Raw genomic sequence first — 23,465 nt, forward strand, 5'->3', positions numbered from 1 at the left:
CACGTCGGCCATGTGTCTCGATCTCCGGTCATCTCGGGCTATCTTGAACATCTTTGCCAATCCTAAGAACTTCGACTAAAGCCTTGTTTGTTCACATTATCGGGCAGCCAGAAGGATGCAATAGTCTCACCTGGAATTGGAGGTTGGCGATTGAATCGTTCGATAAAATGGGAGCATGAGTTCGATCGTGATCGATGTGGCGTCGATGTCCACCAGGGAGTTGGTGGACGCGGCGGCCTTGATCGCGGCCGAACTCGCCCACCGGGAGGCGCCCGAGAGCCCGGCGGCGTGCATGCAGGCCGCCGAAACCCTGGTCCGCGCCGTTGACCGGCACGAGAGCGCCCTCGCCGCGTTGATCAGCCGGGTGGACACCACCGGCGAGCTGCGTCGCCGGGGCTACCCGTCCGCCCGGGCGTGGTTACGCTCTCGTCTGGGCATGCGTGAGGCCCGCGCGAAGGAACGTCTTGCTCTGGCCCGCGAGCGCCATCGCCTGCCCGAGGTCACCAAGCTCCTGGCCTGCGGCGAGCTGTCCTATGGGTACGCCGCCACCATCGCAGGCGCCGTCACCCGCCTGAACGCCGAGGACTGCGCCGCAGCCGAAGACATCCTGCTCGGTCTGGTCCGCCAAGGGTTCTCCGCCGGGAAGGTCGCAGCGTTCGGAACCCGGATCGCCCAACTGGTCGCCGAGCGGGACGGTACCGAAGCCCCCGATGCGGACTCCGGCCGCGGCTACGACCGCTCCTGGATCGACTCGACACGGTCACTGGACGGCGGCCGCTACATCAAAGGGTGGCTCAACGCCGAGGACGCCGCCATCTGGGACGGCACCCTAGGGCCCCTGGCCAAGCCCGCCGGGACCGACGACCGGCGCGACTTGTCCGAACGCACGGCGGCCGCGTTGACCGGCGTCCTCTCGGGCGGGCACAAGGCCACCAAGGTCACCGTCATCTGTGATCTGGACACCCTCACCGGAGGGCAGGCCCCCGCCCGGCTCACCGACGGCACGCCGATTCCCGCCGCGCAGGCCCGCCGCATAGCCCTCAGCGCAGGCGTCTCCGCCCTGATCCTGGGCCGAGGCCACCTACCCCTCTACCTCGGCCACAGGGCGCGGTTCGCAAGCCCCGCCCAGCGCCAAGTCCTGGAAACCCTCTACCCCACCTGCGCCGTCGAGAGCTGCGAGGTGCCCGGCACCCTCTGCGAGGTCGACCACGTCCACGGTTGGGCTCTGGGCAGCCCCACCGACATCGACAAACTCGCCCTCACCTGCGGGTGGCACAACCGCTGGAAGTCCTCAAACCCCGAGCAGATCCACGTCACCAGGCGCGCGGACGGCCGCTACGCCTACCATCTCCGCACTCCCGAGGAAGCCCGCAACCGTCCCCCACCTCCACCGGCGGAGATGCACTACCGCGCCGCCTGATCCCGGTGCCGTTCACCCTGGATCGGTCCCTTGGGATCGGTTCCTTGGGGGTCGAAGCCACCGTTGGGCTGAGCCGAGCAGCACGGTCTCGTCCGGCATGACCCGGAGTGACTGCCGGGCGAGCTCGACCACCGCCGGCCAGCCGACCTCGCCGGCTATCTGGAACCCCTGGTCGTGGGTCGTCCCGGTGCGTGCCGGCGAACAGGTCGGGGGTCAGGACCTGATGCCCGGCGCGCCGAAGTCGCTCGGCCGCGCTCCACTCGGCGGCGCGCAACCCGACATCATCCCGCCGTCAGGGCTCCAGCCGCCTTGGAGATCGACAGGCGACACGGGTGCGGGCGGTCACGCGGCTCGGCGGCACCGCGGAGGCGGGGTTCGGCTCCAGCGTCTGCTCATCGCCATTGGGCATCCGGTGCCGGGACCAGGCGAAGGAAATGGTCGGAGTGGGGACGTCCGACTCGACCGCCAGCCGCATCCTGGTCCCGACCTCGTCGCCCGGTGCGGCGGTCAGGATGACGATCTTCCGCTCCGCGGCGCCGTCGGTCATGACGTCCCAGTCAACCGTGGTCGGCCCGACCGAGGGGGGTCGACGACCTTGTGCTGCTCCCAGTGCGCGCCGACCGCGCCGGTGGCCCACAGCGCGGCGAAGCGCTAGTTGCCCGAGGTGAGCACGTGGATCAGGTCCGTCAGGCGCGTGCTGTTCGGAAAGCGTCCCGTGGCGCGGCGCAGGTCGGACACGAGTGCGGCCTCGACCGCCTCCTGGGCGGCCGCGTTCACGGGCCAGTGCGAGAGGCGCGGCCCCTCCTCGTCGCTCGGGAAGGTGTCGCGGGCGAAGTCGCGGAGGTGCGGTGGGGTCCGCGGCGGGTCTCCCAGCAGCGCCGCCCAGCCTCGGTTCCAGCAGATCAACCGTAGTCCGCGGCGAGGACCGCGGCGGCGGTGTCGCCCAGCCTGGTGAGCAGGCGCCCGAGGCCGGGCGGGATGTCGTCGGAGAACTCCCGGTCGGACGGCGGGACGAGGCCGACCACCCGGTAGAGGTGATCTCGCTCGGCGCCGGTGAGCCGCAGGACGCCGGTGAGCCGCAGGGCGCGGTGAGCCGCAAGGGGCCGGTGAGCCAGGGCGCGGGCGAGCGCGAGCGCCACCTGCGCCGGGGGTCGTGGAGCGTCCCTGTTCGAGGCGCACGACGTAGTCGACGGAGATCACGGCTAGGTCGGCCGGTTCCTCCCGCCGCAGACCTCTCGCCCGGCGGGTGCGGCCGCCCGGCAGTCCCGCGGCCGTCGGCGGGATGCGGTCGCGCCACGAGCGCGATGTGGCGCCCAGCGTCGCGGCGTCAGTGGCCATACTTCGGTTCTCGCCGGTCACCGCCGGGCGAGGGTGGTGCCCCTCTTCCTCTCGTTGGTCCGTCTCTTGCGGCGGGCCCGGCGGTCGGCGAAGTTGACCACATGAGCCTCTCCTTCGCCCATGACCACGTCGGCATCAACCTCACCCCCGAGGACCTCGACGCCACCATCGCCTGGTACTCCCGAACGCTCGGCTTCACCGTCGACCGGCGGTTCGACTCCCCCGGCATGACGTTCGTCTTCCTCGTCCACGGTGACGTCAAGATCGAATTGATGGCGGTCGCCTCCGTCCGCCAGGAGCCGATCGAGGACATCCTGTCGAGCATGGCCCCGGCGCGCCTGCACCACTTCTGCCTCGCCGTCACGGACCTCGACGCGGTCGTCACCGAGCTGCGCGACCTGGGCGTGCGGCTGCTCGGCGGCCCCATGACGATCGAGGAGCTCGGTCAGCGCATCGCGTTCATCAGCGACAACCTCGGCAACATCATCGAACTCGCCGAACCCGGCACCTGGCCCCCGGGCGCTCGATCGAACTGAGCGCCCCACCGCCCAGGCAGCGTCACCGCTCCAGGCGCCCCTTGATCTGCTCGACCAACCCCGCGAACTGCACCACGCTCAACGCAAGGTGACCGCCATCCGGATCCTTGGAATCACGCACGCCGATCCCCACCCCCGGCGCAAGACGCCCCAGCTCAACACACTGCTGATCACTAATGCCGCCGCTGTGACTGCTCTTCCGCCAATTAACGATCACGAGTACTGCTCCAAGTGTCGCTTGATAAGGGCAAGTGAGGCGTCCTCAGGGAGGGCCTTCGCACCGATACGTTCGAACTTAGTCGAAAAATCCCTCGCTTCAACAGGGCTCTCGATCAAGCGGCCGCCGTTCTGGGCACCGGCGTAGGCGACATCCCGCTCCGGCAGGCTGATGACCTGGAACGGCCCGTCGAAGCCGTGGTGAGGGCCGGCCGCCGCAGGCACGATCCTCATGATGACGTTCGACTGACTCGCAAGGTCGAGCAGGTGCTCCAGTTGGCACCTCATGACCTCGGGGCCACCGACGGGACACGACAATACGCTTTCGTCCACAAGCATCCACAGTGTTGGCGGGTCGACCCGCTCCAAGATCAGGCGTTGCCGCTCCACGCGGGTGCCGACCTCGTCCTCAAAGTCTTTCGCCGCTTCCGTTCGGAGCATCGCGCGGATGTATCCCTCGGTTTGAAACGGGCGAGGTATCGCCTTGCCGTGGCAGGTCTTGATCGCAAGAGCTTGTTTCTCGTACTCCATGCACTGGCGTGCCCAGTCTGGATCGTGCGCCATTCGGGCAAACCAGAGGATGAGCTGAAAAAGCAGTCCCGTCCCATAATGCTTGTCAAGCAGCCGCATCTGATCATCCTGGGGACGTCGCCTGCCCGCCTCCAGGTTGGAAACGGTGGAACGCGCGGCACCGATGATCTCGCCGCACTGAGCAAGCGACAGCCCGGCCTTCTCCCTCATGAAACGCATGTAGAAGGCCAGGAAGTGCCACACCGACACCCTGGGGTCCAAGGGTTCCCGAACAGAGGACATGGCTGCTCCCGGGTTTTCAACTCACGTGGACACAGCGAAATATAAGCATCTCCGGACAGCCTTGCCACGGGAAATCGAAACCGAGCGAAGGCGGGGCGCGGATGGCGACGGCGGCCGGAGAATTGATCATTCCCTTGATGGGGTCCGCGGCGGCGGTGGGGTTGGCGCGGACACTGGCGGGGGCGCGATTTCACAAATGGGGCTATTCGCACGTTCTCGATGATGCGCTGCTCATCGTCTCGGAGCTCGTCACCAACGCGGCCGAGCGGACGCCGCGCGCGGAGCTGCGGCTCCAGGTGAGTCGGGACGCGCACGGGGTCATCATCGCCGTGTGGGACGGGGCGTCCGACTTCCCGCGAGCCAGGCCGAAGGTCGGGCTCACCCTCGATGATCTCGACCTGTCCGAGGAGGCGTTCGACGACAACGGCGGTTGGGGGCTGCACATCGTCCAGGCCCTGTCCGCCGCGTGCGGGGTGACGCGCGACCCCGGCGGCGGCAAGTGGGTCTGGGCGCGGATCATCCCGTAAGCCCTCGCTCGTGTTTCATGAGCACTATTGGGCGGGCGCTGCGGGGCAGTGGGTGCAGGCGCCGCGGCGACGGTAGTAGTAGGCGAGCGCCGCGGCGGCCAGCAGCGGCCCCCACAGCCCGAGCGGTACGAACACCAGGCTGAAGAGCAGCCCCTCCTCTCCCCGAGGAATCTCCGTGACCAGGAAGACGGTGAACAGGGTCAGCACGGCCGAGACCACCAGTGCCGCGCTGGTGGGGACGGCGACCGGTATCGGGCGCCCATGCACCACCGGAACCCATCTCGGCCACACCTCCCCCCAAGGGCGGATGAGCCCGCGGATCAGGATCGCTCCCCCCTCGGACACGCAGCCGAGGAGCATGCCGGTGACCCAGATCCCCCAGCCGCCGTCCTCGGGGAACGCGATCCCCCACGGCGTCAGCCAGGTCAGCCGGACGAGCCCGTACGGCAAGGGCATGAGCGCGGCGGCGATCGTCACCTTCCGCCCCCAGCGCGCCGCGGCCTGCGGCCGCGTCCAGGCGGCGCCGGGTCGGCCGCAGCGGGCGCAGCGCCGCTTGCCGATCCGGAACGTGGTCACCGTGCAGGCCGCCCAGATGGCCCCGCCGACGACGGCGAACACGCCCCAGTGGGCGCCCTTGTACGCCACGATGAAGGCGGCGAACCCGGCCCCCGCCGCCGCCGGAACCCCCACCAGCACCGACGTGCCCACCCGGCCGAGCCGCAGGGCGCGCGCCAGCAGCGCCGCCGGCAGGACGACCGGCGCCGAGAACGCGGAGGCGTAGGCGACGGCGATCATCAGGCTGTAGCCCGGAAGCACGAATCCCAGCCCCGCGTATCCGGCCGCGAGGCCGAGAAGCGGTCGGCGCATCGCCTCGACGCGTCGCCGGTCGCGCAGGACGAGAGCCACCGCGACGCCCAGCCCGCCGAGCACGAGCAACCCGATCGCCCCAGGACGCGCCCCGATGTCGAAGGCCAGCGGGGGAGACTCCGCGTCCCCCCGCCCCAGCAGATACGCCGACGGCTGCAGCACCCACCACAACCCCAGTCCGGCCGCCACCGCCGACCAGCACAGCGCGGCCCCGGTGGTCCGCCCGTGCGCCTGCTCTGCCCCTGTGATCGCCACGAAAGCTCCCTCCCCTGCAAGCGATCACCATCGTCGGCGGCCCACTTCGGCCGGTAACCCCTCGAAAGAGCCATCCCGCTCCCCCGCACGGGGGAACGGGATGCAAGCCGGAGCCCCGGGGGCGCCGCCGGAGGGTTCGGGGTAGCCGGGCCGCTGTGCTTCCTGGACAAGCCTTCCGGTTATCCATCTCTTGCGGGGGCCCGGCGGTCGGCGAAGTTGGCCGCATGAGCATCTCCCTCTCCCATGACCATGTCGGCATCACCCTGACTCCGGAGGACCTCGACGCCACCATCGCGTGGTACTCGCGGACGCTCGGCTTCACCGTCGAGCGGCGGTTCGAGACCCACGGCATGACGTTCGCCTTCCTCGTCCACGGAGACGTCAGGATCGAACTGATGGCGGTCGCGTCGGACCGCCGGGCGCCGGCCGGCGACATCCTGTCGAGCATGAACCCGGCGCGGCTGCACCACTTCTGCCTCGCCGTCGCGGATCTCGACGCGGTCGTCACCGATTTGCGCGACCTGGGCGTGCGGCTGCTCGGCGGCCCCATGACGATCGAGGAGATCGGGCAACGCGTCGCGTTCGTCAGCGACAACCTCGGAAACATCATCGAGCTCGCCGAACCCGGCACCCGGGCCTAGCCCGCCTGGCGGTTCAGCCTGTGCGGTGGCCGAGGTGGTGGAGTGCGGCGTCGAGACAGCGGCGGAGGTCGCCGGCGTCGGGGGCCACGGCGGTGAGGAGGACGCCCGGGCCCGCGAGCGGGGTGATGACGCCGTGCGCGCGCTGGCATGTCGTCGAGTATTCGCGTCCGGGCGGATCGTCCCGGTACGTCGGGTCGACGACGAGCAGTTGGCCGACGGCGCGGTTGCCGGCCAGCACGGCGGGGCCGTCCCAGCCGGGGGCGCCGGGACCGTAGGCGCAGTGCTGGTCCAGCAGTGTCCGTCCGCCGCGGCGGACGGTGATGCGGCCGGCCAGCCGTCCCGTCGGCTCGTGTGCGCGGCCGAGGACCTGCTGTTCGCTGAGGACGAGCCGGGCGGTGCGGGCCAGGTCGACGCGGACGTGCTGGCGCAGGTCGCTTCCGGCGGCGGAGATGACGGGTTCGGGCAGCCGGTGCAGCCGCGCGGAGTCCGCTACGCGCAGCGCCACGTCGAGGACCGCGTGGTCGGGTGCGGGCCCGGGCAGCGCGACCGTGGCGGCGGCCGAGATGGCGCGCAGGTCGGCGCCCGGCCCGACGACGGCCTCGATGCGCAGGCGGTCGCCGTTGTGCGGGGCGCTCATGGTGTTCAGCAGGCAGACGCGCGCCTCGGAGCCGCGGGGGCGGAGGCGGCGGAGCGCGAAGGGGCCGTCGCCGTGGAGCAGCGGCAGATCGGTGACTCCGTCCGCGGCCGCGGCCCTACGGTGGTGGCCTTGCTGCCCTCGGCGGGCCCCGTGCCGCCGCCGACGAGCGTCGTCACGCCCGAACCCAGCGCCTCGTCGAGCTGCTCGGGGCAGATGAAGTGGACGTGCGTGTCCACCCCGCCCGCGGTGAGGATCTTGCCGTTGCCGGCGATGATCTCGGTCTCCGGGCCGATCACGATGTCGGCGGCGACCGCGTGGTCGTCGTGGCGCCGGTTCATGGTCTCGGGGTTGTAGGCCTTGCCCAGGGCGACGATGTCACCGCCGCGCAGCGCGACATCCGCCTTGACGACGCCCCAGTGGTCCAGGACCACCACCCCGGTGATCACCGTGTCGGGGGCGCCCTCGGCGCGCGACACGCAGGACTGGCCCATCGACTCGCGGATCACCTTGCCGCCACCGAACACCACCTCGTCCCCGCTGTGCCCCGGGCCGCCCGCCCAGTCCTCGGTGATCTCGATCCACAGGTCGGTGTCGGCGAGCCGGATCCGGTCGCCCGCGGTCGGCCCGTACAGGTCGGCGTACTCCGCGCGCTCGAGCCGGGGACGGCACACTTCGGGCTCAGTCACGCAGCTCGCCTCCGACCATGGCGCGCAGCCCCATGACCTTCCGCTCCCCCTGCAGGGGAACCAGGTCGACCTCGACGCGGCAGGCGGTCTCGAAGCGCCGCGACTTGCCCGCGGGGATGTTCAGGCGCTTGCCGGAGGCGCACTCCCGGTCGGACGCCGCGTGCGGCGCCACCGGCACCGGCCGGATCTCCAGCGCCGGGTTCACCTCGTAGAGGTGGTAGTGGGAGCCGACCTGCACCGCGCGGTCGCCGGTGTTGCGGACCTCGACCCTCGTCACCGGCGGCCCCTCGTTGACCCGCACCGGCTCGGCCTGCCCCGGATGCTCGACCTGCCCGGGCGCGGTGACGTCGGGCCGCGGGGACGGGGTCGGTGATGGTCACCAGCTTGGTGCCGTCCGGGAAGGTCGCCTCCACCTGGATCATCTCGATCATCTCGGGGACGCCCTCCATCACCCCCCGGCGGGTGAGCACGGCGTGCCCCGAGGCCATCAGCTCCCGGACGGTCCTTCCGTCCCTGGCCCCTTCGAGCACGTGCGCGGTCAGGGGGACGGCATATCGTCCGCATATCGAAAATTGCATACGTGCTGACAACACGGCGCGGTCTTGGCTTGGGACATGGACTCCAAAGAATTGAGTTCGATCTCCTGCGAAGCGACCACGGATCTTCGCGCCCGAACGATGCCCGAGCCATCTCCCTCGTCAATCCCGACGACAGGACTCGTGGTCTTCGGATGCGGCCGGGACGAAGCCGCCTTGTTCCAGGAGATGGGGGCACGCCTCGGATTGTCGCTCACCATCACCGAGGCCGCCGTCTGCGAGACCAACGCTGAACTGGCACGCGGCAACCGATGCGTCAGCGTTAACCACAAGACTCAGATCACCAATCCCACGCTTCTAGCGCTGAGCAAGGCAGGTGTGGAATACATCTGCACCAGAAGCATCGGTTACGACCACATCGACCTGGAGTACGCCGAGAGCGTCGGCATCTCGGTCGGCAACGTCGCCTACTCACCGGACAGCGTGGCCGACTACACGTTGATGTTGATGCTCATGGTCGTGCGCCACGCGAAATCCACCATCCGCCGCACCGACACTCACGACTATCGGCTGAGCCACGCCCGCGGCAGGGAACTGCGGGACCTGACCGTCGGAGTGGTCGGAACAGGCCGCATCGGCACAGCGGTCATCGACCGGCTGCGAGGCTTCGGCTGCCGCGTGCTGACCCACGACAACCGATCACACGCCTCGACCGGACACGTGCCGTTCGACGAACTGATCGAACTGAGCGACATCGTGACGCTCCACACCCCGCTCACGGCGGACACCCGCCATCTCCTCGATCGCCATCGCATCGAGCGGATGAAGCCCGGCTCGTACATCGTCAACACAGGTCGCGGACCGCTGCTCGACACCGAGGCCCTCCTCGCCGCACTGGAGAGCGGCAGGCTGGGCGGCGCGGCACTGGACGTCCTCGAAGGCGAGGAAGGCATCTTCTACGCCGACTGCCGGAACAGGTATCTCGAGAACGAGGCCCTGGTACGACTGCAGCGCCTGCCGAATGTGCTGATCACTCCGCACTCCGCCTATGACACCGAACACGCCCTGAAAGACATCGTCGAGAACAGTCTCATCAACTGCCTGAACTTCGAGAGCGGGAGAACAGCATGAGCAGGTTGAAGGTCGGAGTCATCTTCGGAGGCGCTTGCGAGGAACATCCCGTCTCCATCAAGTCAGCGCGCGAGGTCGCAAGGAACCTCGACACCGAGAAGTACGAGCCGTTCTGGATCGGCATCACGGCCGACGGCGATTGGAAACTGTGCGACGGCCCCGCCGCGGACTGGGAGAACGGCGGCGCCCGTCCCGTCACGCTGTCACCTGACCGAAGCGTGCACGGTCTCCTGGTCATGGGGCAGGAGGGCTACGAGACGGTGCGCCTCGACCTCGTCTTCCCCGTACTTCACGGCAGGCTCGGCGAGGACGGCGCGATCCAAGGCCTGTTGGAGCTCTCCGGCATCCCCTACGTCGGCTGCGACATCCAGAGCTCGGCCGTGTGCATGGACAAGTCCTTGGCTTACAGCGTCACCAGGAGCGCGGGAATCGCCACGCCGAACTTCTGGGTCGTCACGGAGAACGAGAAGGTCGATCCCGACCGTCTTCGGTATCCCGTCTTCGTGAAGCCGGCTCGTTCGGGCTCCTCGTTCGGCGTCAGCAAAGTCACCGAAAAAGAGGAACTGACGAGCGCGCTGAGCGCGGCGCACCAGTACGACTCGAAGGCCTTGGTCGAGGAGGCCGTGGCCGGCAGCGAGATCGGCTGCGCAGTCCTCGAAGAACCATTCGGCCTGGTCACCGGCGAGGTGGACCGGGTCGACCTCTCGCACGGATTCTTCAGGATCCACCAGGAGGACTCACCCGAGACCGGATCGGAGAACTCGACGTTCATCGTTCCCGCCGACATCTCCGACGACTCGCGCCGGCTCGTCCAGGAGGCGGCCAAGACCATCTACCGCGCGCTGGGCTGCAAGGGACTTGCCCGCGTCGACCTGTTCCTCACCGACGACGGACAGGTGGTGCTCAACGAGGTCAACACCATGCCCGGCCTGACGTCCTACAGCCGCTACCCGCGGATGATGGCCGCCGCGGGATTGTCGCTGTCCGACGTGATCGACCGGCTCATCTCGATGGCACTGCACGGAAAGAAGCGATGATCGACGACTTCGTCTACGTCGACGACTGGGTGAAGGGCGTCCGCTGGGATGCCAAGTACGCCACCTGGGACAATTTCACCGGCAAACCGGTGGACGGCTATCTCGCGAATCGCATCGTCGGCACCCGGTCCCTGTGCGAGGCCCTCTCGCAAGCACGCGAGAAGGCGGCCTCCCTTGGCTTCGGGCTGCTTCTCTGGGACGGGTATCGCCCCCAACGCGCCGTCGACTGCTTCCTACGCTGGTCGGAACAGCCCGAGGATGGCCGGACCAAACCGCGACACTACCCGAACCTCGACCGGCCCCAGATGTTCGAGAACGGTTATGTGGCCGCGAAGTCGGGCCACAGCAGGGGCAGCGCCATCGACCTGACCCTCTATCACCTTGCCACCGGCGAGCTCGCTCCCATGGGGGGCGGCCACGACCTCATGGACCCGATCTCACGTCATCGAGCCCGAGGAATCACGCCGACCGAGGCCCAGAACCGTGAGCATCTCCGTTCCATCATGGAGGACTGCGGATTCGATCGGTACGACTGCGAATGGTGGCACTACACGCTTAGAGACGAGCCCCATCCTGATGTCTACTTCGACTTCCCCATCACGTGATCGGAGTCTCCACTGCATCTCGCAGTGGGGACATCTGGAACGCAACGACGAGGTCGTCATGCAGCGCACCGGCCTATCGGGGCTGGAGGTCTTCCTGGGCGGCACCGATCCATCGCGACTGCACGACTGGGCCTCCGACGGATACCGCTCAGGCGAGGAATACCTTTTCTGGTCCCGCAAGGTCTGCGGTCTAGCGTGCCTGCAGTCGCTGCTCCAGGGCTGGACCGACATCAGGCTGCCGATGGGCGAACTCCTCGCGCTGGCCCTCGACTGGGGCTGCTACGTGGTGGAGCCCTCCGGCAAGGTGCAGGGGCTCATCTACCGGCCGTTCATGGCCTGGGTCAGCTCACAGTTCGGATTCCACTGCGAACTGGTCGAGCGCACGCCCATTTACATATCCAGCCAAAAAGTGCAACCCGGGCAGGTCATGATCGCGTCAGTATCACCCGAGATTCGCGACCCGAACACCCACGCGCCCCAACGTGGGGGCCACCTCGTGCTGGTCTATGCGGTCGAAGACGATGTGGTGCGGTTCCATAATCCGTCGGGCTATTCACACAATTCAGACTCCGCGTCATTGCCGATGCAGGTGTTCGAGCGGTTTCACGCGAACCGCGGAATCCTGATCGGAGGGACATCGTGATGCCGGGCGAGCCGCCACCGCGCGTCGTCGTCGCCGGCGGCCATTCGGCAGGGCACATCGAGCCCGCGATGAACTTCGCCGACGCCCTGCGCCGTCTGGAGCCCACGGCCGAGATCACCGCCCTCGGCACCGTCCGCGGTCTGGACACCACGCTCGTTCCCGCCCGCGGCTACCCGCTCGAACTCATCCCACCGGCGCCGCTGCCGCGCAAACTGAACCGGGCCCTGCTGCAGACGCCGGGCAGGCTCCGCGACTCGGTGCGGGCGGCCGAGATCGTGCTCGACCGCGTCCGGGCCGAGGTCGTGGTGGGCTTCGGTGGCTACGTGGCCATGCCGGCCTACCTTGCCGCCCACAGGCAGGGCCTGCCGATCGTCGTCCACGAGGCGAACGCCCGGCCCGGAGTGGCCAACCGGCTGGCGGCCCGGATGACGACGCACGTGTTCACCGCCGCGCCGAGTGTCCGGCTGGCGCACGCCACCGCCATCGGGATTCCGCTGCGGCCGGCGATCACCGGGCTCGACCGGCCCGTGCTGCGCGACGCCGCCCGGCGGCGGTTCGGGCTGCGACCCGACGGGCCGGTACTGATGGTCACCGGCGGCTCACAGGGCGCCCATTCGATCAACGCCGCGGTGTCCGGCGCGGCTGCGGCGTTGCGGGCGACCGGTGTACAGGTGCTGCACATCACCGGGCCGCAGCACGTGGTCGGAGCGCCGGACCGCGACCCCGCCGATCCGCCCTACGTCGTCGTACCCTTCGTAGACGAGATGCAGTACGCCTACGCAGCGGCCGACTTCGTGATCTGCCGCTCGGGAGCGATGACGTGCGCCGAACTGGCCGCCGTCGGTCTGCCGGCCGCGTACGTCCCGCTACCGCTGCGCGGCGGTGAGCAGCGGCTGAACGCCGAGCCGGTCGTCGCGGCCGGTGGGGCACTGCTCGTCGACGACGGCGACCTCGATCCGGCTTGGATCGAGACCACCCTGATCCCGGTGCTCACCGATCCCGAACGGATCGCGGCGATGTCGACCCACGCGTCGGCGGCCGGCACACCGGACGCGGACCTCATCCTGGCCCGGCGCGTGCTCGCCGCTGTCGCGGAGCAACGAAGTACCGCCTCACGAGGCTTGGAGTGAACCGTGCGGATACGGCTCGTCGTCACGGGTCGAGGGTGTCGACGGCGGCGGTGGTGGCGCCGCCGGAGAGGGTGGGGAAGCCGGGGCCGCGGTCGAAGAACGGGGTCGGGCCGCGCTCCACGCGCAGGCGCGCCCGCAGGGTCTCGGTCGCCTCGGCGTCCACCGCTCCATCCGCCAGGACGACGCCGTAGTCCTCGCGGGCGCCTTCCAGGGAGACCTTGCCGTCGCGGACGTCGGCGGCCACGCGGGACGGGTCGCGGTTCAGCGGGTCGCCCCAGCCGCCCCCGCCGGTGGTGCGGATGCGGATGACCTGCCCGGCGCGGACGGGCCGGTCGTCCACCAGGCCGTCCATCTCCTCGCCGTCGATGTCGACGCGGAACGGGCGTCCCGCGCGGCCGCCGTTGACGCCCCAGCACGACAGGATGGAGCGGTCGGCGATCGACATGTAGTGGGCGTCGCGGAGCATCCGGATGTGCTTGTCGTAGCCGAGGCCGCCGCGGTACTCCCCCGGCCCGCCGGAGTCGACGGCGAGGCCGAGGCGTTCGACGACGAACGGCCAGCGCGCCTCGGCGAACTCGGCGGGGATGTTGCGGGAGTCGGGGACGACGTGGATGGTGTCCTCGCCGTCGGCGTAGTAGCGGCCGCCCGAGCCGCCGCCGAGGACCTCGCGCATCAGGTAGGGGCCGCGGTCGTCCTCGCCGTAGACGCCCGTGTAGCGGATCGTCTCCTGGTCGGCCGGCATCCGCCCGCCCGTCGCCTTGGCCAGCACGCCCGCGAGGACGCCGAGCAGCCGCAGGATGACGAACGTGCGGGCGTTGGTCGGGGCGGGGAACACGGGCGTGAGCAGCGTGCCCTTCTCCGGGAACCGCATCTCGATCAGCGGCACCACGCCCTCGTTCACGTCGAGTTCGGCGGCCCGCTCGGGGGTGTCGGCGAGGTTGCGCAGGACGGGCGCCAGCCACTTCTTCAGGAACACCCCGTCGGAGTAGTCGCCCGCGTGGTTGATGGGCCCCCTGGCCTGCGGGGACGTCCCGGTGAAGTCGATGGTCAGCGGGACGGCGGCCGCCTTGTCGACGGTCAGCGTGATGCGCTGCGCGTGCAGGCGGGGCGGGTCGACGCCGTCGTGCTCGGCGTAGTCCTCCCACACGAACGTCCCGTCCGGGATCTTGGCGAGCAGCTCGCGGCGGAACGTCTCGGTGGTCCGGTCGATGATGGCGTCGAAGCACGCCTCCACGTCGGCGCGGCCGTAGCGGGCGAACAGCTCGCCGAGGCGGCGGGCGCCCATCAGGCAGGCCGAGCACTCGGCGTCCAGGTCGCCGGCGAGCGAGTCGGGCATCCGCGAGTTGCGGGTCATGATGGTCAGCGCCGCCCGGTTCGGCACGCCGCGGTCCCACAGCTTGATCGGCGGGACCATGAGGCCCTCCTCGAACGCGCTGCGGGCGTGGCTCGGCATCGATCCGGGGACGGCGCCGCCGATGTCGTCGTGGTGGCCGAACGCCTGGACGAACGCGACCACCTCGTCCTCGTGGAACACCGGGACCGTCACGCACAGGTCCGGCAGGTGCCCGATGCCGCCTTCGGACAGGTACACGTCGTTGTGGAAGAAGACGTCGCCGGGCCGCATCTCCTCCGGCGGGAAGTCGCGGGCGACCGGCTGGACGAGCGCCGAGTACGACCGCCCGGTCAGCTTGCGCAGGCGCCGGTCGTGGATCCCGGCGCGGAAGTCGTGCGCGTCGCGGATCATCGGCGAGCGGGCGGTGCGGGCGATGGCCGTCTCGACCTCGCGCTCCACCGACGCCAGCGTCCCTTCGACGATCTCCAGCAGGATCGGGTCCGTCACGGGTGCGGTAAGAGGGCCGGTCATCGCGTCACCACCAGGTTGCCGTGGCCGTCGAGGGTCGCCGTGAAGCCGGGGTGCAGCGGAAGCGTCGAGCCGAACTCCTCGATGACGGCCGGGCCTTCGACGGTGTCGCCGGGCGCGAGTTTCTCGCGCCGGTAGACGGCCGACTCCTCCCACGCGTCGAAGTAGACCGTCCGGGTTCCGGTGCGGGCCCGGGACGCGTCGCCGTCCCCGGGCGGGCGCTCGGTCAGGCGCGGCCGTTCGATGGGGCCGATGCCGGAGACCCGCAGGTTGACCCATTCGACCGGGTGGCGCGGGTCGTCCCGGTAGCAGTAGCCGTAGAGGGCCTCGTGCGCGTCGTGGAACCGGCGGACGACCTCGGCGCGCAGCTCCCCGTCCGGCGGTCCGGCGGGCGCGGCGACCCGCACCTCGAACGCCTGGCCGTAGTAGCGCAGGTCGGCGGAGCGGGCGAAGCGGCGGCGGTCCTCGGGGAACCCCTCGCGGGCCAGCGCCTCGGCGGCCTCGGCTTCGAGGTCGGCGTAGACCTCGGCGAGGAGCGCGGGGTCGAGCTCGGCGTCGCCGACCACGCGGGTCCGGACGTAGTCGTTCTTCACGTCCACCGTGAGCAGCCCGAACGCCGACAGGTTGCCGGGGTTCTCCGGGACGACGGCGGCGGGCAGGCCGAGGACGTCGAGCAGCCGGCACGCCAGCAGGGGGCCGGAGCCGCCGAACGCGACGAGCGGGTAGTCGCGCACGTCCAGGCCGCGCTTCACGGTGATCTGCCGGATGGCGTTGGCCTGGTTCCACGCGGAGATCTCCAGGATCCCGGCGGCGGCCCGCTCGACCGGCAGGCCGAGCTCCGCGGCGAGCGCCTCCAGGCCCCGGCGGGCGGCGGCCACGTCCAGCGGCACCTCGCCGCCCAGCAGGTGCGGCGGGATGCGGCCGAGGACGGCGTGCGCGTCGGTCACCGTGACCTCGGCGCCGCCGCGCCCGTAGCAGAGCGGCCCGGGATCGGCCCCGGCGCTGCGCGGCCCGACCTTCAGCGCGCCCTCCGGCGAGCGCCACGCGACCGACCCGCCGCCCGCGCCGACGGTCACGATGTCGATCATCGGGATCTTGACGGGGTGGCGGCCGATGGAGCCCTCGGTGGTGAGGGTCGGCTCGCCGTCCAGGACCACCGCGACGTCGGTGGACGTCCCGCCGCCGTCCAGCGTCACGACCGAGCCGTGCCCGCTGCGCGAGACGACGAACGCCGCGCCGAGCGCCCCGGCCGCCGGGCCGGACAGGACGGTCGTGATCGGCTGCCGCGCCACCTCGTCCGCCGACAGCACGCCGCCGTTGCTCTTCATCACCAGCAGCCGCGCCGCGACGCGCTCGGCGATCCGCGCGAGGTAGCCGTTCATCGCGGGCTTGACGGCGGCGTCGACGAGCGTCGTCACCGACCGCTCGTACTCGCGGTACTCGCGCAGCACCTCGCACGACAGCGACACGACCGCGTCCGGGTGCTCGCGGGCCAGCACGTCCCGCATCGCCAGCTCGTGCGACGGGTCGGCGTAGGAGTGCAGGAAGCACACCCCGATCGCGAGGATCCCCTGGTCGCGGAACCAGCGGGCCGCCGCGACCGCCGACTCCTCGTCGAACGGGCGCAGCTCGGCGCCGGTGTGGTCGAGCCGCCCGCCGACCGCCCGCACGCGGTGCGCGGGGACGATCCGCGGCGGCTTCACCCAGAAGTAGCTGTTGCCGTAGCCGTCCGGGACGCTCTGCCTGGCGATCTCCAGGACCGACTCGAAGCCCTCGGTCGTGACGAACCCGAGGTCGTCGATCCGGTCCTCCAGGAGCCGGTTCGTCGCGACCGTCGTGCCGTGCGACAGCGCCGCGACGTCCTGCGGCCCCGCGCCGGTCAGCCGGAGGATCTTGGCGACGCCGTCGGCGAACCCCTCGGCCGGGTCGGCGGGCGTCGAGGGCGTCTTCGTGGTGACGAGGGTCCCGTCGCCGTCCAGGGCGACGACGTCGGTGAACGTCCCGCCCGTGTCGATGCCGATCCGCAACCGCGTCACCACAGGCCCCGCCTCACCAGGAACACCGCCTCACCATGGTCATAGGGTCTACCGGACGCCGCCCACCTGCGAAACCGTCGCAATCTGCCAACGGAAGGGCCGTTCTTTCGTGACCCGCGTGCGGATAGGCTGAGCAGCTCTGTTCTGTCCTTGCATCCGACGAGACCGCTGGAGCCCGTTCATGGCGCTTGAACGCCCCGAGATCGACTTCCCCGAGGGCCAGCCGCCCGCCTACCTCGACATCACCGACATCACCGAGGGCGACGGCCCCGAGGCCGTCAAGGGCTCGCAGGTGTCGATGCACTACGTCGGCGTGTCGTGGTCGACCGGCGAGGAGTTCGACGCGTCCTGGAACCGCGGCGGCACGCTGGACTTCGAGCTCGGCTCCGGCCGCGTCATCAAGGGCTGGGACATGGGCATCGCCGGCATGAAGGTCGGCGGGCGCCGCAAGCTCGTCATCCCGCCGCACCTCGCCTACGGCGACCGCAGCCCGAGCCCCGCCATCAAGCCCGGCGAGACGCTCATCTTCGTCGTCGACCTCGTGGCCGTCAGCTAGCACGCGGCCACCGGTCGGCGGTCGGCCGACCGGATCGAACGGCGGGTGTCCTGGGAAGTCTCCCGGGGCGCCCGCCGTCGCCGTTTCCAGGGGTGGTCGTCCGACCTTCCCGGGTTCGCGAGGCCTTCGCGGCGCGTCTCAGCGGGAGCGGCGGCCGATGAGGTAGCCGACCGCCACGCCCGCGAGGGCGACCGCTCCGCCGGTGCCGAACGCGGCGGCCATCGGGAGCCAGGCCCCCGAGGGCGCCGGCTCGGCCGCGACGCGTCCCGGGTACACGGCGCGTCCCGGAGTCGCAGTCCCGGCGGCGGACGGCGCGGGGGCCACGGGCGCCGGTTCCCCGGCGGGTACCGGGGACGGGGCCGCGAGCGCGATGAGGTCGCGTTCGACGGCGGAGAAGAACTCGCCCGCGGTGCGCTTGGCGACGCTGCCGAGCATCCGCTGCCCGACGCCGCCGACCATCCCGCCGACGACCGCGTCCGCGTCGTAGTCGATCCGGGTGGTGCCGTCGCCGTCCGTCAGCCGGACGCGGACCGTGGCGTCCACCGTGCCGGGCGCGCCCTGGCCGCGGGCGCGCAGCACGAACGAGCGCGGCGGGTCGGGGTCGGCAAGCTCGACCTGCCCCACGTAGGTGCCCTGGATCGACGCGACGCCCGCCGTGACCGTCATGCGGTAGGTGCCGTCCCCCGTCTCCTCCAGGGAACGGCACCCGGGAATCGTCCTCGCCAGCACGGCCGGGTCCTGGAGCGCGTCCCAGACGCGGTCGAGCGGCGCGGCGACGCTGGCACTGCCGGTGAGCTGCATGACCCGACTTTAGAGAACCCGGCCCCCTCGCCGAACGGCAACTTCTGCCGAGTACACGCCGAGGATTGGTGAGATGCACTCCCCCGACGCCTGGGAATGGTCAGATATGTCCGGCAGGTTCCGCGCTGGGGCGAACCTGGACCGCCCCTCGCGCGTCAACCGATGCGGACCACTGCACCCCAAAGAGCTTCAGAACCCCCCAGAGAACTTCAGACCCCCCAGCGAACGGAGTACGCGGTCGATGCCAGGAAAGACGCCCGTGATCGCCATGGTCGCCGCCGGAGTGTTCGGCGTGGCCGCGGGCGGCTGGCCCGTCGTGACCTCCGGGTTGGGCGGCGACTCAGGCCCGTCCATGCGGACTCAGCTCGCGTCCGTGCTCGACGACCAGCGGTGGGCGACGCCCAAGCCGGGGTCGTGGACGATGCCGAAGCCCGCCGCCAACGGCCTGCCGCCCGTCATCAACCACATCGAGACGCAGGAGCGCGTCGTCTTCCTGACCATCGACGACGGCTACACCTACGACTCGGAGTTCGTGAACCTCGTCCGCAAGGAGAAGGTCCCCATCCTGACGTTCCTGACCTCCACCTACATCAAGGGGCAGGGACAGTACTTCTGGGCCATGCGCAACGCCGGGTCGCAGATGGAGAACCACACCGTCACCCACCCCAACATGGCGACGCTCAGCGCCGAGTCGCAGAAGAAGGAGATCTGCGACTCCTCCGACGCCATCCAGAAGCAGTACGGGCGCCGCCCCCAGGTCTTCCGCCCTCCGTTCGGCAGCTACAACCAGACCACCCTGCAGGCGGCGAAGGACTGCGGCATCAAGTCGGTGCTGCTGTGGTCGGCGGAGTTCTACAACGGCACCTCCGGGCCCGGCGTCGGCTACAACGGCTTCGCGCGCGGCGACGGAGGCAAGGGGTTCAAGCCCGGCGACATCATCCTCATGCACTACCGCAAGGGCCTCGCCCAGGAGTTCCAGATGATCCTCGGCTGGATCAGGCAGGCCGGGTTCCGGCCCGCCGCGGTCGAGAACTACCTGCCGCGCTCCCTCGGCGGAAACGCCCCTGACCAGCCGTCCCACGCCTGAAAGCGACCTTCCCGGAGGAAACCCGGTTGGGCCGGAGTCCCGGGGCGGTCTGTGCCAAGGTCGGCACGCTGGCGGGGCCGAGGTCCCCTGCTTTCCCGAGCCGGCCCCGCCAGCCAGACCCGTGCCCCGGCCCGCACCCGTGACGGGTCCGGCTCGCCGTCAGGACACCTCGGCGTCCTCCTTGACGCGCAGGGACGGGTCGTCCGCGGCGCGCAGCCGGAGCGTGTACAGGTCGTCCGGGGACAGCGGCATCGCGTCCACCCGGATCCCCTCCGCGTCCTCGACCGCCGACGCGACCACCGCCGACACCGGGATGACGCCGGCCTCCCCCGCCCCCTTGATGCCGAGCGGGTTCAGCGGTGACGGCGTCTCCAGGTGGTCGGTCTCGATGCGCGGGACCTCCGTCGCGTACGGCATCAGGAAGTCCATGAACGAGGCGTTGAGCAGCTGGCCCGACTCGTCGTACACCATCCGCTCGTACAGCGCGCCGCCGACGCCCTGCGCGACGCCGCCGTGGATCTGGCCCTCCACCACCATCGGGTTGACGAGCCGCCCGCAGTCGTGCACGACCGCGTACCGCAGGATCGCGACCTCCGCCGTGTCGGGGTCGACCTCCACGATCGCGGCGTGCGCCCCGGAGGCGAACGTCGAGCGCACCGGCGAGTAGTAGTCGCGGCCCTCCAGGCCGGGCTCGTCCCCGGCCGCGACGGGCGGCTCGGTGGCCGGGCGGCCCACCGCGAACTGCGTCGCCGCCGCGGCCTCCTCGTCGAACGCGTACCGCAGCGGGTTCGACAGCACCGCCACCGTCCGCAGCGGGACGGCCGCCGACCGGTCGCCGCGCACGTGCACGACCCCGTCGGTGATCTCCAGGTCGTCCGGGTCGGCCTCCAGCGCCTCGCCCGCGATGCGCAGCGCCTTGCCGCGGACCTTCCGGCACGCCAGCGCGATCGCGTTGCCGCTCATCACGGCGGCGCGGGACGCGAACGTGCCGACCGCGTACCCGAACCGCCGGGTGTCGCCCGTCGTGACGTGGACGTCCTCGATGGGGACGCCCAGCTCGGCGGCCGCGATCTGCGCGAACACGGTCTCGTGGCCCTGCCCCTGGGAGGTGAGCCCGGTCGACACGTGCACCCGCCCCGCGGTGTCGATCTCGACGTGGCCGCCCTCGTACGGGCCGACGCCCGTGCCCTCGACGTAGACGCCGAGGCCGATGCCGATGCGGCGGCCCCGGGCCGCGGCGGCGGCGCGCTCGGCCTCGAAGCCGTCCCAGCCGATCAGCTCCCGCGCCTTGCGGAGCAGCTCGGGGTAGTTCCCCGAGTCGTAGATCAGCGGCCGGCCGTCCTGGAACGTCAGGCCCTGGTCGTAGGGGAACTCGTCGGGCTGGATGAAGTTGGCGGCGCGCACGTCGGCGCGGTCGCGGCCGAGGTGGCGGGCGATGCGGTCCATCGTCCGCTCCATGCAGAACACGCCCTGCGGGCGGCCCGCGCCCCGGTACGGGGTGACGATGAGGGTGTTGGTGTAGAGGCTGACGACCTCCGCCCGGTACGCCCCGATCTTGTAGGGGCCGAGGAGCTGGGTGGAGGTGACGATCGGGATGATGATCCCGTACGGGGTGTAGGCGCCGTGGTCGTGCAGGATCCGCACGTCCAGGCCGAGGACGCGGCCCTCGTCGTCGAACCCGACCCGCACGTCCTGCAACTGCCCGCGCTCGTGCGCGGCGGAGACGAAGTGCTCGCGGCGGTCCTCGGTCCACTTGATCTCGCGGTCCAGCAGCCGCGCCGCCCACGGCACCAGGACCTCCTCCGGCCACGGGTGGACGATCTTCACGCCGAAGCCGCCGCCGACGTCCGGCGCGACCACCTCGACCTTGCCGTTCGGCATCCCGAGCCGCGCCGCGATCGCCGCCCGCACGCTCGTGGACGCCTGCGTGGAGGAGTACACGCGCAGCGACCCGTCGTCGGCGTCCCACCGCGCGTAGACGCCGCGGCCCTCCAGCGGCATGGACGCGCTGCGCTCGATGGACAGCCGGAACTCCAGCACGTGCGGCGCGGCGTCGATCGCCGCGGCCGCGTCGCCGTTCTCCTGGACCAGGACGGCGCCCACGTTGCCGGGCACGTCGTCGTGGACCAGGTGCTCGGCCCGCTCCGCCGTCTCGATGCCGACGACGGGCGGCAGCGGCTCGTACTCGACGCGGATGCGCTCTGCGGCGTCCTCGGCCAGGTAGCGGTCGCGGGCCACGACCATCGCGACGGGCTCGCCGACGTGCCGGACGGTGTCGCGGGCGAGCGGGTACCCGGTGCGGCCGTGGGTCAGCGCGGGGTGCGGGATGAGGAGCGGCAGCGGGTCCCCGACCTTCCCCGGCAGGTCCTCCCAGGTGTAGACGGCGACCAGCCCCTCGACGTCGAGGGCCCCCGACACGTCGATGTCGGCGATCCGGGCGTGCGCGTGCGGGGAGCGCACGAACGCCGCCGCGAGCGCGTCCCGCCCGAGGTCGTCGAGGTAGCGGCCGCGCCCGGTGAGGAGCCTGCCGTCCTCGCGCCGCTGGACCGGTTCACCGAAGACCCGGGTGCCCATTCACGACTCCTCAGCTGTCGCCTTTGTTGCCTTGAGGGGGGACGACCCCTCAGCTGTTTCATTGCGGGGGGACGACCCCCCGCACCCCCCGGAACTGCTGTGTTCACTGTGGGGGGACGCCCCCCCACACCCCCCGGAACCGCTGTGTTCATTGCGGGGGGACGACCCCCCGCACCCCCCGGAACTGCTGAGCAGGTCGGCGGCGCGGTGCACCGACTTGACGATGTTCTGGTAGCCGGTGCAGCGGCACAGGTTCCCCGAGATCCCCTCCAGGACCTCGTCCTCGGTGGGCCTCGGCGTCTCCCGCAGCAGCGCCGTGACCGTGCAGAGGAACCCGGGCGTGCAGAACCCGCACTGCAGGCCGTGGCACTCGCGGAACGCGCGCTGCACCGGCGAGGGCGTCCCGTCCGGCGCCGCGAGCCCCTCGACGGTGGTGACCGCGTGGCCCGCGGCGGTGACGGCGAGCATGAGGCACGAGCGGACCGGTTCCCCGTCCAGCAGGACGGTGCAGCAGCCGCAGACGCCGTGCTCGCAGCCGACGTGCGTGCCGGTGAGCCCGAGGTCGTGCCGGAGCAGGTCCGACAGCAACCGCCGCGCCGGGACGCGCGCCGTGCGGTGCGTCCCGTTGACGGTCAGCGCGACCTCGAAGCTCTCCGCCATCAGTCCTCCGCCCTCCGCAGCGCCTCGGCCGCGGCCGCGTTCAGGGCGCGCTCCGCGAGCACGCCGGTCAGGTGGCGCCGGTAGGCGGCGCCCGCATGGATGTCGGGTTCGGGGTCGATCCGCTCCCGGACGTGCGCGGCCGCCGCCGCCCAGTCGCCGCGGGGGCCCGCGGCGGCGGTCAGGTCGAGCACGAGCGGCGTCGGCGCGATGCCGAGGAACCCGGCGCGCGCCGAGCCGACGCGCAGGTCCTCGTCGAGGCCGACGACGGCGGCGACGCCGCTGAGCGCGTAGTCGCCGTGCCGCCGCGCCGTCTCGGCGAACGCGGTCCCGGTGCGCGGCGGCGCGGCCGGGAAGAACGCCGCGACGGCCAGCTCGCCGGGTTCGAGCGCCGACTCCAGGGGGCCGCGGAAGAACGCCTCGGCCGCGATGGTGCGGCGGCCCCGCGCCGAGGCCGCCTCGACCGTCCCGCCGAGGACGGCCAGCACGGCGGGCATCTCGGCGGCGGGGTCGGCGTGCACCAGGCTGCCGACGACCGTCCCCCGGTTGCGGATCACCGGGTGCGCGACGTGCCGCAGCGCCCGTCCGAGCAGCGGCTGCACGGCCGCCGCCTCCGCCGAGCGCTCCACCCGCGCGTGCCGGGCGAGCGCGCCGACCCGCACGCCCTGGTCGCCGACGTGGAGGGTGTCCAGCTCCGCGACCCGGTTGATGTCGACCAGGTCGGACGGCGCGGCCAGCCGCATGTTCAGCAGCGGGATGAGGCTCTGCCCGCCCGCCAGCACCTTCCCGCCGGGCGCGGCGGCCAGCGCGTCCAGGGCCTCGCCGAGCGTGCCCGGCGCGTGGTACCCGAACGGAGGTGGTTTCACCGCGGCCCC

The 23,465-nt window shown here is 71.1% G+C and carries 23 protein-coding genes and 4 pseudogenes; 11 read left to right on the top strand and 16 right to left on the bottom strand.

Features of this window, described 5'->3' with window-relative positions; all coding sequences use genetic code 11:
* Positions 1-175: 175 nt before the first annotated feature.
* On the top strand, positions 176-1,420 hold the full coding sequence (locus K4S16_RS03560; protein ID WP_149257323.1) for an HNH endonuclease signature motif containing protein: 1,245 nt from the start codon (positions 176-178) through the stop codon (positions 1,418-1,420).
* Positions 1,421-1,712: 292 nt separating this feature from the next.
* On the opposite strand, the gene K4S16_RS44910 is transcribed toward K4S16_RS03560, so the two are convergent.
* From K4S16_RS44910 to K4S16_RS44920, 3 genes are all read right to left on the bottom strand, one after another.
* The gene (locus K4S16_RS44910) at positions 1,713-1,967 is read right to left on the bottom strand and encodes a hypothetical protein (protein WP_200841667.1); all 255 of its coding nucleotides are present in this window, start codon (positions 1,965-1,967) and stop codon (positions 1,713-1,715) included.
* A 104-nt stretch (positions 1,968-2,071) separates the two neighbouring features.
* A complete protein-coding gene (locus K4S16_RS44915) occupies positions 2,072-2,326 on the bottom strand; it encodes a hypothetical protein (protein ID WP_200841668.1) in 255 nt (84 codons plus the stop codon).
* Positions 2,323-2,559 (bottom strand): hypothetical protein, encoded by a 237-nt coding sequence (locus tag K4S16_RS44920; protein WP_200841669.1) that lies wholly within the window; start codon positions 2,557-2,559, stop codon positions 2,323-2,325. The genes K4S16_RS44915 and K4S16_RS44920 overlap by 4 nt, the downstream gene beginning before the upstream one ends.
* 300 nt (positions 2,560-2,859) lie before the next feature.
* On the opposite strand from K4S16_RS44920, the gene K4S16_RS03575 reads away from it, so the two are divergent.
* Entirely contained in the window at positions 2,860-3,294 is a 435-nt protein-coding gene (locus K4S16_RS03575) for a VOC family protein (RefSeq protein WP_160160844.1), read from the top strand.
* A 22-nt stretch (positions 3,295-3,316) separates the two neighbouring features.
* Here the strand turns inward: K4S16_RS03575 and K4S16_RS03580 are convergent, their stop codons facing one another.
* A complete protein-coding gene (locus K4S16_RS03580) occupies positions 3,317-3,511 on the bottom strand; it encodes a DUF397 domain-containing protein (RefSeq protein WP_235036545.1) in 195 nt (64 codons plus the stop codon).
* Entirely contained in the window at positions 3,508-4,284 is a 777-nt protein-coding gene (locus K4S16_RS03585) for a helix-turn-helix transcriptional regulator (RefSeq protein WP_160160845.1), read from the bottom strand. The genes K4S16_RS03580 and K4S16_RS03585 overlap by 4 nt, the downstream gene beginning before the upstream one ends.
* 176 nt (positions 4,285-4,460) lie before the next feature.
* On the opposite strand from K4S16_RS03585, the gene K4S16_RS03590 reads away from it, so the two are divergent.
* Entirely contained in the window at positions 4,461-4,850 is a 390-nt protein-coding gene (locus K4S16_RS03590) for an ATP-binding protein (RefSeq protein ID WP_149257326.1), read from the top strand.
* A gap of 24 nt (positions 4,851-4,874) precedes the next feature.
* Here the strand turns inward: K4S16_RS03590 and K4S16_RS03595 are convergent, their stop codons facing one another.
* The gene (locus K4S16_RS03595) at positions 4,875-5,972 is read right to left on the bottom strand and encodes a hypothetical protein (protein WP_149257327.1); all 1,098 of its coding nucleotides are present in this window, start codon (positions 5,970-5,972) and stop codon (positions 4,875-4,877) included.
* Between the two features lie 224 nt (positions 5,973-6,196).
* Between K4S16_RS03595 and K4S16_RS03600 the strand changes: the two genes are divergently transcribed.
* Complete coding sequence (locus tag K4S16_RS03600) at positions 6,197-6,613, top strand: VOC family protein (RefSeq protein ID WP_149257328.1); 417 nt, start codon at positions 6,197-6,199, stop codon at positions 6,611-6,613.
* A 13-nt stretch (positions 6,614-6,626) separates the two neighbouring features.
* On the opposite strand, the gene K4S16_RS03605 is transcribed toward K4S16_RS03600, so the two are convergent.
* From K4S16_RS03605 to ureA, 4 genes and pseudogenes are all read right to left on the bottom strand, one after another.
* Positions 6,627-7,250 (bottom strand): urease accessory protein UreD, encoded by a 624-nt coding sequence (locus K4S16_RS03605; protein WP_200841670.1) that lies wholly within the window; start codon positions 7,248-7,250, stop codon positions 6,627-6,629.
* A 110-nt stretch (positions 7,251-7,360) separates the two neighbouring features.
* Positions 7,361-7,921: pseudogene (locus K4S16_RS03610) on the bottom strand (amidohydrolase family protein); the annotation flags it as partial.
* A gap of 7 nt (positions 7,922-7,928) precedes the next feature.
* Positions 7,929-8,258 (bottom strand): annotated as a pseudogene (locus K4S16_RS44925) (urease subunit beta); the annotation flags it as partial.
* A gap of 37 nt (positions 8,259-8,295) precedes the next feature.
* Positions 8,296-8,478, bottom strand: a pseudogene (gene ureA, locus K4S16_RS44930) (urease subunit gamma); the annotation flags it as partial.
* Positions 8,479-8,613: 135 nt separating this feature from the next.
* Between ureA and K4S16_RS03620 the strand changes: the two are divergent.
* Genes K4S16_RS03620 through K4S16_RS03640 form a run of 5 tightly spaced genes read left to right on the top strand, consistent with a single transcriptional unit; the run spans position 8,614 to position 13,018 of the window.
* Positions 8,614-9,603 (top strand): D-isomer specific 2-hydroxyacid dehydrogenase family protein, encoded by a 990-nt coding sequence (locus tag K4S16_RS03620; RefSeq protein ID WP_149258007.1) that lies wholly within the window; start codon positions 8,614-8,616, stop codon positions 9,601-9,603.
* Positions 9,600-10,640 (top strand): D-alanine--(R)-lactate ligase, encoded by a 1,041-nt coding sequence (vanA, locus tag K4S16_RS03625; protein ID WP_149257330.1) that lies wholly within the window; start codon positions 9,600-9,602, stop codon positions 10,638-10,640. The genes K4S16_RS03620 and vanA overlap by 4 nt, the downstream gene beginning before the upstream one ends.
* Positions 10,637-11,245 (top strand): D-Ala-D-Ala dipeptidase VanX, encoded by a 609-nt coding sequence (gene vanX, locus K4S16_RS03630; protein WP_149257331.1) that lies wholly within the window; start codon positions 10,637-10,639, stop codon positions 11,243-11,245. Before vanA ends, vanX begins: the two co-directional genes overlap by 4 nt.
* A 58-nt stretch (positions 11,246-11,303) precedes the next feature.
* On the top strand, positions 11,304-11,888 hold the full coding sequence (locus K4S16_RS03635) for a hypothetical protein (protein ID WP_149257332.1): 585 nt from the start codon (positions 11,304-11,306) through the stop codon (positions 11,886-11,888).
* The gene (locus tag K4S16_RS03640; RefSeq protein WP_149257333.1) at positions 11,888-13,018 is read left to right on the top strand and encodes a glycosyltransferase; all 1,131 of its coding nucleotides are present in this window, start codon (positions 11,888-11,890) and stop codon (positions 13,016-13,018) included. Before K4S16_RS03635 ends, K4S16_RS03640 begins: the two co-directional genes overlap by 1 nt.
* 22 nt (positions 13,019-13,040) lie before the next feature.
* Here the strand turns inward: K4S16_RS03640 and K4S16_RS03645 are convergent, their stop codons facing one another.
* Together K4S16_RS03645 and K4S16_RS03650 are read right to left on the bottom strand one after the other, a co-directional pair.
* Positions 13,041-14,882, bottom strand: coding sequence for a hydantoinase B/oxoprolinase family protein (locus K4S16_RS03645; RefSeq protein WP_149257334.1), 1,842 nt, complete (start codon positions 14,880-14,882; stop codon positions 13,041-13,043).
* The gene (locus tag K4S16_RS03650) at positions 14,879-16,918 is read right to left on the bottom strand and encodes a hydantoinase/oxoprolinase family protein (protein ID WP_235036547.1); all 2,040 of its coding nucleotides are present in this window, start codon (positions 16,916-16,918) and stop codon (positions 14,879-14,881) included. Before K4S16_RS03650 ends, K4S16_RS03645 begins: the two co-directional genes overlap by 4 nt.
* 178 nt (positions 16,919-17,096) lie before the next feature.
* On the opposite strand from K4S16_RS03650, the gene K4S16_RS03655 reads away from it, so the two are divergent.
* Positions 17,097-17,471 (top strand): FKBP-type peptidyl-prolyl cis-trans isomerase, encoded by a 375-nt coding sequence (locus K4S16_RS03655; protein ID WP_149257335.1) that lies wholly within the window; start codon positions 17,097-17,099, stop codon positions 17,469-17,471.
* Positions 17,472-17,609: 138 nt separating this feature from the next.
* Here the strand turns inward: K4S16_RS03655 and K4S16_RS03660 are convergent, their stop codons facing one another.
* Positions 17,610-18,272, bottom strand: coding sequence for a carbon monoxide dehydrogenase subunit G (locus tag K4S16_RS03660; protein ID WP_149257336.1), 663 nt, complete (start codon positions 18,270-18,272; stop codon positions 17,610-17,612).
* Positions 18,273-18,513: 241 nt separating this feature from the next.
* On the opposite strand from K4S16_RS03660, the gene K4S16_RS03665 reads away from it, so the two are divergent.
* On the top strand, positions 18,514-19,359 hold the full coding sequence (locus tag K4S16_RS03665) for a polysaccharide deacetylase family protein (RefSeq protein ID WP_149257337.1): 846 nt from the start codon (positions 18,514-18,516) through the stop codon (positions 19,357-19,359).
* Positions 19,360-19,518: 159 nt separating this feature from the next.
* Here the strand turns inward: K4S16_RS03665 and cutA are convergent, their stop codons facing one another.
* From cutA to K4S16_RS03680, 3 genes and pseudogenes are all read right to left on the bottom strand, one after another.
* Positions 19,519-21,933 (bottom strand): aerobic carbon-monoxide dehydrogenase large subunit, encoded by a 2,415-nt coding sequence (cutA, locus tag K4S16_RS03670; RefSeq protein ID WP_149257338.1) that lies wholly within the window; start codon positions 21,931-21,933, stop codon positions 19,519-19,521.
* 186 nt (positions 21,934-22,119) lie between these two features.
* Positions 22,120-22,593: pseudogene (locus K4S16_RS03675) on the bottom strand ((2Fe-2S)-binding protein); the annotation flags it as partial.
* On the bottom strand, positions 22,593-23,456 hold the full coding sequence (locus K4S16_RS03680; RefSeq protein WP_149257340.1) for a xanthine dehydrogenase family protein subunit M: 864 nt from the start codon (positions 23,454-23,456) through the stop codon (positions 22,593-22,595). The pseudogene K4S16_RS03675 and the gene K4S16_RS03680, both read right to left, overlap by 1 nt.
* Positions 23,457-23,465: the final 9 nt, after the last annotated feature.

The sequence above is a fragment of the Actinomadura sp. K4S16 genome (genome assembly GCF_008327685.1).
Classification (GTDB): domain Bacteria; phylum Actinomycetota; class Actinomycetes; order Streptosporangiales; family Streptosporangiaceae; genus Spirillospora.

What these genes read in the sequence shown, in the direction of transcription:
- K4S16_RS03660 (WP_149257336.1), bottom strand. Translation starts at nt 18,272, where the DNA reads ATGCAGCTCACCGGCAGTGCCAGCGTCGCCGCGCCGCTCGACCGCGTC.
- K4S16_RS03655 (WP_149257335.1), top strand. Translation starts at nt 17,097, where the DNA reads ATGGCGCTTGAACGCCCCGAGATCGACTTCCCCGAGGGCCAGCCGCCC.
- K4S16_RS03640 (WP_149257333.1), top strand. Translation starts at nt 11,888, where the DNA reads ATGCCGGGCGAGCCGCCACCGCGCGTCGTCGTCGCCGGCGGCCATTCG.
- vanA (WP_149257330.1), top strand. Translation starts at nt 9,600, where the DNA reads ATGAGCAGGTTGAAGGTCGGAGTCATCTTCGGAGGCGCTTGCGAGGAA.
- K4S16_RS03600 (WP_149257328.1), top strand. Translation starts at nt 6,197, where the DNA reads ATGAGCATCTCCCTCTCCCATGACCATGTCGGCATCACCCTGACTCCG.
- K4S16_RS44910 (WP_200841667.1), bottom strand. Translation starts at nt 1,967, where the DNA reads ATGACCGACGGCGCCGCGGAGCGGAAGATCGTCATCCTGACCGCCGCA.
- vanX (WP_149257331.1), top strand. Translation starts at nt 10,637, where the DNA reads ATGATCGACGACTTCGTCTACGTCGACGACTGGGTGAAGGGCGTCCGC.
- K4S16_RS03665 (WP_149257337.1), top strand. Translation starts at nt 18,514, where the DNA reads ATGCCAGGAAAGACGCCCGTGATCGCCATGGTCGCCGCCGGAGTGTTC.
- K4S16_RS03645 (WP_149257334.1), bottom strand. Translation starts at nt 14,882, where the DNA reads ATGACCGGCCCTCTTACCGCACCCGTGACGGACCCGATCCTGCTGGAG.
- cutA (WP_149257338.1), bottom strand. Translation starts at nt 21,933, where the DNA reads ATGGGCACCCGGGTCTTCGGTGAACCGGTCCAGCGGCGCGAGGACGGC.
- K4S16_RS03635 (WP_149257332.1), top strand. Translation starts at nt 11,304, where the DNA reads ATGCAGCGCACCGGCCTATCGGGGCTGGAGGTCTTCCTGGGCGGCACC.
- K4S16_RS03620 (WP_149258007.1), top strand. Translation starts at nt 8,614, where the DNA reads ATGCCCGAGCCATCTCCCTCGTCAATCCCGACGACAGGACTCGTGGTC.
- K4S16_RS03590 (WP_149257326.1), top strand. Translation starts at nt 4,461, where the DNA reads ATGGGGTCCGCGGCGGCGGTGGGGTTGGCGCGGACACTGGCGGGGGCG.
- K4S16_RS03575 (WP_160160844.1), top strand. Translation starts at nt 2,860, where the DNA reads ATGAGCCTCTCCTTCGCCCATGACCACGTCGGCATCAACCTCACCCCC.
- K4S16_RS03560 (WP_149257323.1), top strand. Translation starts at nt 176, where the DNA reads ATGAGTTCGATCGTGATCGATGTGGCGTCGATGTCCACCAGGGAGTTG.
- K4S16_RS03605 (WP_200841670.1), bottom strand. Translation starts at nt 7,250, where the DNA reads ATGAGCGCCCCGCACAACGGCGACCGCCTGCGCATCGAGGCCGTCGTC.